Origin of the sequence: Longimicrobium sp. (genome assembly GCF_036554565.1) — a bacterium.
Lineage (GTDB): Bacteria > Gemmatimonadota > Gemmatimonadetes > Longimicrobiales > Longimicrobiaceae > Longimicrobium.
In genome coordinates, this window is record NZ_DATBNB010000472.1 from 1 (window position 1) to 8,064 (window position 8,064).

Below are 8,064 nucleotides of genomic sequence, written 5' to 3' on the forward strand. Positions count from 1 at the left end.
GCACCGGAAAGCGGTATACCCCGGTACTGATGGCGGGGAATGCCACCGTATGCAACTGCTTGCCGCAGGCGATGTTGAGCGATTCGCGATAGCAGCTTGCCAGCAGTCCGTCCTCGCCATTCCCCCCACCCTGCCATACCGGCCCCACGGTATGGATCACCCACTTGGCGGGGAGCTTGTGGCCCCCGGTGATCTTCGCCTGCCCGGTCCTGCACCCGTTCAGCAGCCGACATTCCATGACGAGCCCCGGTCCGGCGGCGCGGTGGATGGCCCCGTCCACGCCGCCCCCGCCCAGCAAGGACGTGTTGGCGGCGTTGACGATGGCATCCACCTCCAGCCGGGTGATGTCGCCCTGCACCACCTCGATGCGGCCGTCGAGCGGAAGCGCGTCCTCAGTCATGTCACTCCCCCGCCGCTGCGGCGGACCCGCGCAGCTCGAGTCCGCGGGTGGTGACAAGCGCCGCGCCATCGCCCATCCACCGGGCGAGGCTCTCCGCCTCGCTTTCCAGCCCCAGCCCCCAGGTGGCGTCCGTCACCAGGGTCACCGGCTGGCGCCGCGCCGGGTCCAGAAAGCCTTCCACGGCGCCCTTCACGCACACGTCGCGGGCAACGCCGGCGACGACGAACTCCAGCGCGCCCAGCTGCTCGCGCAGGGCTTGGAGGAGGGCGTCTGTCGCGGGATTCCCCTCGAACACGCTGAAGCGGCTCTTGTGGATGAAGATGGGCCGGCGCTCCCGCAGGGCTGTGCGCGCCACCTCGCGCGCGTCACCGGCGCTCGCGTCGCGGGCAAGGACGACGGGATTCGCGGGGCGGATCTCGTCGATCACCTCCGCCCCGCGGCGCTCGTCCGCGTCGTCCGACAGGCCCATGCAGTGGGGCGGATAGGTGCCCTTGGCCGCGTCGGGCGCCACGGGATCGATCTCCTCGTCTCCGTACGCGTGCCAGTCGCCGGTGTAGACGACCACGGCGCAGTGCGCGTGCATCCATTCCACGGCGCGGACGAGCGCACCCAGGATCTGCGTCGCACCGGGATCCTTGCCGCCGTCGAACAGGTCGTGCACGTACAGCCGGCCCCCCCGCTCGGGCGGCAGCATGAAGTCGTTCTGGGCATCCACCACCCATCCCACCAGGGCGGGTCCGCTCGGATTGCTGTTCATCAGGCCAACCCTCCACATGAGGGATTCATTCGTAACCAGGGACGATCATCACTACCGCGCTTCACGCGCGATCCCAATCCACCCGCACCAGCCGCGGATTTTCCCGGAAGCTGCGCCCCACCTTGCCCTCGTCGCCGCCATCGACGCGCACCAGGTCCGCCGTGAAATCGAAGTCCGTCAGCAGCCCGCTGTCGCCCTTGCTGTGGCCCAGCAGGCTGCTGCCCACGCCGTACGCCATCACCGGAATGCCTTCCTTCTCGAAGCGGCGGATCTTGTCTGGCGTGAACCCGCCGCTCACGACGATGCCAACGTAGTCGAATCCTTCGGCGTCCAGCGCCGCGCGGATCTTCCGGACGAGATAGGGATTGACGCCGGTGAGCTTGGCGCGCCCCCACGCCTCTGGATCGCCGATCATGGAATCGTCGATCAGCCGCTCGCTGGTATCCACCCGCACGCCCTTGAGCACGTCGTCGCCGAACTCCGCGCGCACCGCCCGGGCGACGGCCAGCGAGGTTTCGACCGCGTTGTTGTCGTAGTCCACGAGCGAAAGGAGCTGCACGCCCGGCTCCTGGTCGCGCAGGTAGCGGCCGAACGCCAGCGTCGCCTCTACCGTGTCGCCCCCGAACGCGGCGATCATGGCGTGCGGCATGGTGCCCACGCCGCGGACGCCCCACCACGCACCCGCGGCGTCGCTGGACACGCTTTCGGCGCCGCCCACCTGGGCCGCGTATCCGTCCGGCGTCTGCACCCGCCAGTCGTCATGCCGGGGCGCCATGAAGATGATGGGCTTGCCGCCCGCCGCCGTGACCACCATGCGCGTGTTGGAGGCGACGAGCGAGCGGCGGGCCAGGATGCCCAGCAGCGGCGTCTCGAGGTGTCCGAAGCCGCCGTAGCGCCCGGTGATGTGCATCACCGGCTCCCAATCGTCCTCGCCGCCCTGGTTGATGGCGTCGCCCTCCAGCAGCGTATCCACCTCCAGCTCGCGGTAGTCGTAGCCGGGCGCCAGCTGCGTCTGCAGAAGCCGCAGCGCCTCGTGCACGCCGGCCAGCACGCCCTTGCGCTTCGCGAAAACCTGCACGGTCACCACCGGGTCGCGCCCGGCGTGGAGCAGCGTGTTCACCGTGCGGACGAAGTAGCGGTCCGAGAGCCACCCGCTGCACATCCGTGGATCGAACTGGAAGAGCTCAGCCGGATATTGCGCGAGGCCGCCGTGCAGCGTGTCGGCGCGGCTTGGATCAGTCGGTTGCATGGGAATCCGTCATCAGGAGTTCACGGGACGGGTATTCATTCTCGTTACGAGAATAATCGTCACGGAGTTTCGCGTCAAGAAGAAAATTCGATCCGCCCCCACGGACTACCGGGCGTCGGCCAGCGGGAGCCACGGGAAGCGGATGGAGGTTTCCAGGCGTGCGTGCGTGGCTTCGGGGAGAAAACGGTAGATCTCGGGCGCCACGCCGGGACCGCGGGCTTCGCGGGTGCGCGTCTGCCCGGTGCGTCCCACCAGCCGGGGCGCCCGCGGCGCGCCCGCGCCGGTGTGGGCGACGGCCCGGCGGAAGTTGGCGCGAGGGAGGGGACGGCCCGCGATGGCCTCGCAGGCGGCCTGCAGCTCGTCGAGCGTCACGTCCGGCCCGGTGAGCGCCATCAGGGTGGACGGCATGTACTTGATCTTGCCACGCAGCCTGCCCAGCGCGTCCGCCAGGATGCGGCGGTGGTCGAACGCCATCGGCCGGCCGAACCGTTCGTCGCCGTCGCGCTCCTCTGCCCTCCCCCACAGGTCGCGCCGCGCCTCGGGGACCAAGCCGGCCTCCATCAGCAGCCCGTAGCGGTCCGACGCGCGCTCCTCGTTCCATTCGTCCCGCCCGAACACGTCGTGCACGCGGCGCACGCGGTCCTGCCCGCCTTCCGCCGCCCATACGTGAAGCACCTCGCCTGCGGCGTTGGCGGACGGTACGCGGCTGGCTTCGCGCAGGTCTTCCCAGGGCAGGTGCGAGTACACGTCCACCCAGCGTGCCTCCGAGGCATCGTCCGCGGCGGTGGGGCCGCTGCCGTCGGTCGGCTTGCGGACGAGCATCAGGTAGGCGTTGGTCGTCACCCGCGCGCCCCGGGCGATCCACTCGCCGGTCTTTTCGTCGCGGTAGCCGGCGAACTGGCGCGGGTCGCGGCCGTTGCGGCTGTAGCTGGCCAGCGCCTCCACGAACTCGGGCGCGTCCAGCCCGGTCTCCTCGCGCATCTCGCGGATGGCGGTCTGCACCGAGTCGGCGTCTTCCATCCAGTCCATGAAGCCGCCGGGCCAGGCGTCGAGCCCCGCGAACGGCTCCTTGGCGCGCACCACCAGCAGCGCGTGCAATCTGCAGTTCCCGCCGCTCCAATCCAGCGCCAGCGCCACGGCGTCGCCGGTGACGGCATGGGGTGGATAGTCGCCCGCGTTGTAGCGGACGGCCCAGTCGGGAACGGGCTCGGGGATATCGACGGGAACGGTTTCGCTCACGGCTCTTCTGCGCGGTCGGTTGGGCGTGCCGACGTTCTCATTGCGAGAACTACGCCGGAGCGGGTGCGCGGCGCAAGGTGCCCCCTCCCCCGCAAACGGCGCGCGAGAGGGAGAAGGTCAAAGCGGGATGATCGATGCGAGGGTGCCCGGCCCTGCTGGGGCGACTGAAGTCGCGGCAACAACGGCCCAAAGTCCGCCTTCGCGGACTGCACGCGCAGCCGGGTGCGCGAGCCCAGCCGCCGCGCGATTCAGGTCTCCCCCTCCCCTGCGCAGCGGGGGATGGGGGCCGGGGGCTCCGGAGGCATGCACCGGCAGCCGGTGAGCCGGCGCTGATGTCATCCCGATGGAGCGGCCACGCCGTACCTGCCGCGTGAGCCAAACACCGCAGCGACTGAGGGATCTGCCACACACCAGGCGTGAGGCTACGCCGACGACGAAACACCGTGGTTTCTGCGCTTTCGTTCGCGGCTGTCGAATGACAAGCCCATCACCTGGTGCGAGCCGTCTGCGGGGCGTTTGAAAGACTGTGTGGCGGATCCCTCAGTCGCTGCCCATCTACGGTTTGCATGCAGGCTCGTCGTGGCCGCTCCATCGGGATGACATCCGGCGGGATTCGGGTTTCGCGCACGCACCTACCACGCTGCCCGGGCCGGGGGAGGGGCACCTACCCCGGACAGGCGCTCGCGCGCGGGTCGCGGACGAACTCGACGACGTCGTCCAGCACGGGTGCGCTGCGCAGCCTGGGAACGGCGAGCGCCACGACGATCTCCACGTGCCCCAGCCCGCGGTACACGACGGACCGCGCGCACCCGCTCCGCTCCCGGATGCGCGCGGCCAATCCGCTGGAGTTTGCGGGCGAAACCGTCTCGTCCTGTGCGCCGTGGAGGAGCAGGAGCGGGGGCTCGCGCCCATCCACGTGCGTGCCGGCATAGGTGGCCGGCCACCCCTCCGCCGGCCCCATCAGCGCCTGGACGTCCGGCGCCGTCCACGTGGTATCCACCGGCCCGGCGAGCGACACGAATCCGCGGACGCTCCCCGCCGGCACCCCCGCATCGCGCAGGTACCACTCGTCCAGCGCCAGCAGCGCCGCCGTATGGCCGCCCGCCGAGTGGCCCACGACCACGATGTTGCCCGGGTCCCCACCGAAGCGCGCGGCGTTGTCGCGCGCCCAGCGGACGGCGTTCGCCGCGTCCAGCACCCACCCGGGAAAGCGCACCTCCGGATACAGCCGGTACTCGGGAACCACCACCACGATTCCGCGCCGGGTGAACGCGTCCCCCAGCAGCCGGTACTCGTCCTTGCTCCCCGCCTGCCAGCGGCCGCCGTAAAGAAAGACGACCACGGGCAGCGGCCCCGCGGCCGTCCGCGGGCGATACACGTCCAGCTGCTGGCGCGGCCCGGTGCCATACGCCACGTCCTGCGTGCGGACGAAGTGGTTGCCCAGCAGCAGCGCTTCGCCCACGCGCCGCGGCGAGCACCCCGCCGCGAGCAGGAACATCAGAGCCAGAAACGGAACGCGGAGGAAGCCGGTCCCCGGCCCCTCCGCGCGATCCGATCCCACCGGCGATCCGCCGCGGTTGCTCACGCGGCGCCCGCCACCGCCTGTTCCTGGGCCGCCCTCCCGGGGATCGCGTCGAACACGCGAAGGGCGAGCGGGACCTTGCCGAACGGGGCGCTCACCTGCACCCCCTGGATCATGGGGAACGCCGCGGCCAGCATCTCCTGGGCGATCGCCGTTCCCTCCTCTACCCCGCGCTCCTTGCTCTCGGCGCTCGCGCGGCGCATGCGCGCCATCACCTCGTCGGAGACGACGACACCGGGCACCTCGTTCGCCAGGAACTCGGCGTTGCGGGCCGAGACCAGGGGCCAGACCCCGGCGATCACGGGGATCTTCAGCCCGTCCTTCTCGATGCGCCCCACGAACGCCTCCAGCTGCCGCAGGTCGAACACGGGCTGGGTGATGGCGTACTCGGCCCCCGCTTCCACCTTCCAGTAGAAACGCCGCATCTCGTGCTCGAAGTCTTCCGCGCCGGGGTTCACGCCCACGCCCACGACGAAGCTGGTGGGCTCGCCCAGGGCGTTGCCGCCGGGGTCCAGCCCGCGGTTCAGGCGCGACACCAGGTGCGTCAGCCCGATGGCGTCGATGTCGAACACGGCCGTGGCGTCCGGGTACGGCCCCATCTTGGGCGGGTCGCCGGTGATCAGCAGCAGGTTGCGCAGCCCCAGCGCCTGGGCGCCCAGCAGGTCGCTGAGCATCCCCAGCAGGTTGCGGTCGCGGCAGCAGTAGTGCACCACCGCCTCGATCCCCACCTGCTGCTGGATGAGGATGGCTGTCGCCAGCGCGCCCATGCGCGACTGCGCCCGCGGGCCGTCGGGCACGTTCACGCCGTCCACCCCCGCCTGCTTGAGCAGCCGCACGCCGTCCAGCATGGACTCGGGGTTGGACCCGCGCGGCGGCACGATTTCCACCGTGGTCAGGAACTCGCCCGCGGCCAGCTTGCGCCCCCACGCGGAACGCTCGGGGAGCGGCACGGGATCACGCGGGGCGGCGCCCTCGGCGTCGGGCTCGGAAACGACCACGCGCGGCTCCGCGGCGGGAGACAGCATCCGCACCGCCCCGGCCATGGCCGCCACGTGCTCCGGCGTGGTGCCGCAGCAGCCGCCGATCAGCCGCACGCCCTTGCGGATCATCCGCGCGGCGTAGCTGGCCATGTACTCGGGCGAGGCCATGTACATCGTGCGCCCGTCCACCTGCCGCGGCAGGCCGGCGTTGGGCTGCATGATGACGGGGCGCGAGGTGGCGGCCATCAGCCGGTCGGCCGCGCTGAGCATGGCGCTGGGGCCCACGGAGCAGTTGAGGCCCACCACCTCGGCGCCCCACTCGCCCAGCCGCTCGGCCAGCAGGGCCACGTCGCTGCCGAACGCCGTCGTGCCGTCCTCGCGGATCACCATCTGCGCCACGATGGGCAGCTCCGACGCTTCGCGGACGCCCAGGATGGCCTGGTGGATCTCCTCGAGGTCGGCGAAGGTTTCCAGGATGAACAGGTCCACGCCGCCCTCGACGAGAGCCTCGGCCTGCTCGCGGAAGAAGCCGCGGGCCTCCTCGCGCGCGGTGGGGCCGTACGGCTCGATCCGCAGCCCCAGCGGCCCGATGGCGCCGGCCACGTACACGCGGTCGCCCGCGGCCGAGCGGGCCACCTGCGCGGCGGCCACGTTCATCTCGCGGACGCGATCGTCCAGCCCGTGGCGCGCCAGCTTGGGGCGGTTAGCGCCGTAGGTGTTGGTTTCGAGGATTTCCGCGCCGGCCTTTACGTAGGCGCGGTGGATGTCGCGCACCAGGTCTGGCTGGGTGAGCGAAAGCTCGTCGTAGCACCGGTTGATGTAGACGCCCTTGGCGTACAGCATGGTCCCCATCGCCCCGTCGAAGAGGTGGGGACGTCCATCGGCCAGCAGGCGGCGAAAATCGCGCATCGGTCTTCCTGTATGTGAACCCCCGTCAGGTGGGGGCTTCGCCCGCGTATCGCAGGGGCTGCTTGTCGGCGACGGGAACGATCCAGAGCACCTGCCCGTTCCTGTCCAGTCCGATTTCGGTGTCGCCGCCGTCGGTTACGCACCCGGCGCCCTTGGGATACACCCAGCGGGCGACGGTGCGCGGCCGCAGCGCGTTGATGGTCTCGTCGATCGTCGGCCGCGGCGTGCCGGCCACGAAGTGCGCGGCCAGATGGGAGAGCGAGCTCGTCTCGCAGCGGTGCGGAGGCTGGCCCAGCAGGCCGACCACGGCCGTGGTGTCGTCGCCCACCATCACGTCCACCGCGGCGTTCTCGCGCTTGCGCGAGCCGGAGAACAGCACCGCGCCGCCCACCACCAGCAGGCCCAGCACGATGATGCCGGCGCTCACCATCCGCGACTTGTTCTTGTGGACGCGCAGCGCGTCGTCTACCCGGGTGACGTAATCGTTGGCGATGTGTGCCTCCTGCGGCTGGGCCCGCGCGCGGGCCGAATGGGGAAACCGATGCAACCGGCGGCGCGATTGCAGGTTTCCTGCCGTGTGACAAAAAGTGCGACATCCAGGCGGATCAGAGACCTTCGCCGAGGGACTTCGATCCAGATGCAGCTGCGTTCGGCGCTGCCCCCGGTTCCCCCTCTCCCGGCCTCTCCCCCGCAAACTGCGCGGGAGAGAGGGGAACTTGGGTCGAGGTTCGACAGGGCGCGGCTCTGCCTCTGGGAGCCCCCTCCCCCCGGCCCCTCCCCCGGCAAACTGCGCCGGGAGAGGGGGGAACTTCGTGCCGGATGGAGCTGGCTGCGTCGCATGCTGAGGGAGCCCCCTCCCCCCGGCCCCCTTCCCCCGCTGCGCAGGGGAGGGGGAGACCTGAATCGCGCCTCGGCTGGCCCCGCGCACCCGACTGCGCGTGCAGTCCG

General features: G+C 70.9%; 7 protein-coding genes. All 7 read right to left on the reverse strand.

Going from position 1 to position 8,064, the window contains the following annotated elements:
• A partial coding sequence (locus tag VIB55_RS12955) for a macro domain-containing protein (protein ID WP_331877070.1) occupies positions 1–400 on the reverse strand: 400 nt, incomplete at its 3' end.
• Between the two features lies 1 nt (position 401).
• Positions 402–1,157: an isochorismatase family protein gene (locus VIB55_RS12960; protein ID WP_331877071.1), complete on the reverse strand. Its 756-nt coding sequence runs from the start codon at positions 1,155–1,157 to the stop codon at positions 402–404.
• Positions 1,158–1,218: 61 nt separating this feature from the next.
• Entirely contained in the window at positions 1,219–2,406 is a 1,188-nt protein-coding gene (locus VIB55_RS12965) for a hypothetical protein (protein WP_331877072.1), read from the reverse strand.
• Positions 2,407–2,511: 105 nt separating this feature from the next.
• Positions 2,512–3,645: an NUDIX domain-containing protein gene (locus VIB55_RS12970; protein ID WP_331877073.1), complete on the reverse strand. Its 1,134-nt coding sequence runs from the start codon at positions 3,643–3,645 to the stop codon at positions 2,512–2,514.
• A 664-nt stretch (positions 3,646–4,309) separates the two neighbouring features.
• Positions 4,310–5,143, reverse strand: coding sequence for an alpha/beta hydrolase (locus VIB55_RS12975; RefSeq protein ID WP_331877074.1), 834 nt, complete (start codon positions 5,141–5,143; stop codon positions 4,310–4,312).
• Positions 5,144–5,226: 83 nt separating this feature from the next.
• Positions 5,227–7,116 (reverse strand): bifunctional homocysteine S-methyltransferase/methylenetetrahydrofolate reductase, encoded by a 1,890-nt coding sequence (locus tag VIB55_RS12980; RefSeq protein ID WP_331877075.1) that lies wholly within the window; start codon positions 7,114–7,116, stop codon positions 5,227–5,229.
• 25 nt (positions 7,117–7,141) lie between these two features.
• The gene (locus VIB55_RS12985; protein WP_331877076.1) at positions 7,142–7,663 is read right to left on the reverse strand and encodes a hypothetical protein; all 522 of its coding nucleotides are present in this window, start codon (positions 7,661–7,663) and stop codon (positions 7,142–7,144) included.
• Positions 7,664–8,064 lie beyond the last annotated feature (401 nt).